The sequence below is a fragment of the Cytobacillus oceanisediminis 2691 genome, assembly GCF_007678455.1.
Classification (GTDB): domain Bacteria; phylum Bacillota; class Bacilli; order Bacillales; family Cytobacillaceae; genus Mesobacillus; species Mesobacillus oceanisediminis_A.
Genome location: NZ_VEEP01000113.1, coordinates 1 through 310, shown reverse-complemented (window position 1 = coordinate 310; position 310 = coordinate 1). Strand labels below are relative to the sequence as shown.

Sequence of the window (310 nt, the reverse complement as noted above, 5' to 3'; positions counted from 1 at the left end):
TGTGGTAGCCGCCCTAAAAGGCTATCTGGAGGGGAGAGGAAAAGAAGAGGGGATTTAGGGAGTTGATTTGTTGAATGGAGTTATGAAGGGGTTTGAAAAGAAGTTGAAGAAAGAGGGTAAGCATGGTGGGGGGATGATGGGTAAATTGGAGGATGAATATTTGGGGAAGATGGAAGCGATGGAATTTGGGGTAAAGTATGATGATGGGTGTGATCCGGGGGGGATATTGAGGGGAGAGATTGTTTTGGTGGGTGTTTGGAGAAGATGGAAAAGGGGATTGTGAATGTACCTGGGAGATAAGCGCTAGAAA

1 protein-coding gene is annotated in these 310 nt (G+C 46.1%); it reads left to right on the top strand.

Annotated elements, in window-relative coordinates; all coding sequences use genetic code 11:
* Positions 1–70 precede the first annotated feature (70 nt).
* Complete coding sequence (locus tag FS736_RS23560; protein WP_144481535.1) at positions 71–283, top strand: kinase/pyrophosphorylase; 213 nt, start codon at positions 71–73, stop codon at positions 281–283.
* The last annotated feature ends 27 nt before the right edge of the window (positions 284–310 follow it).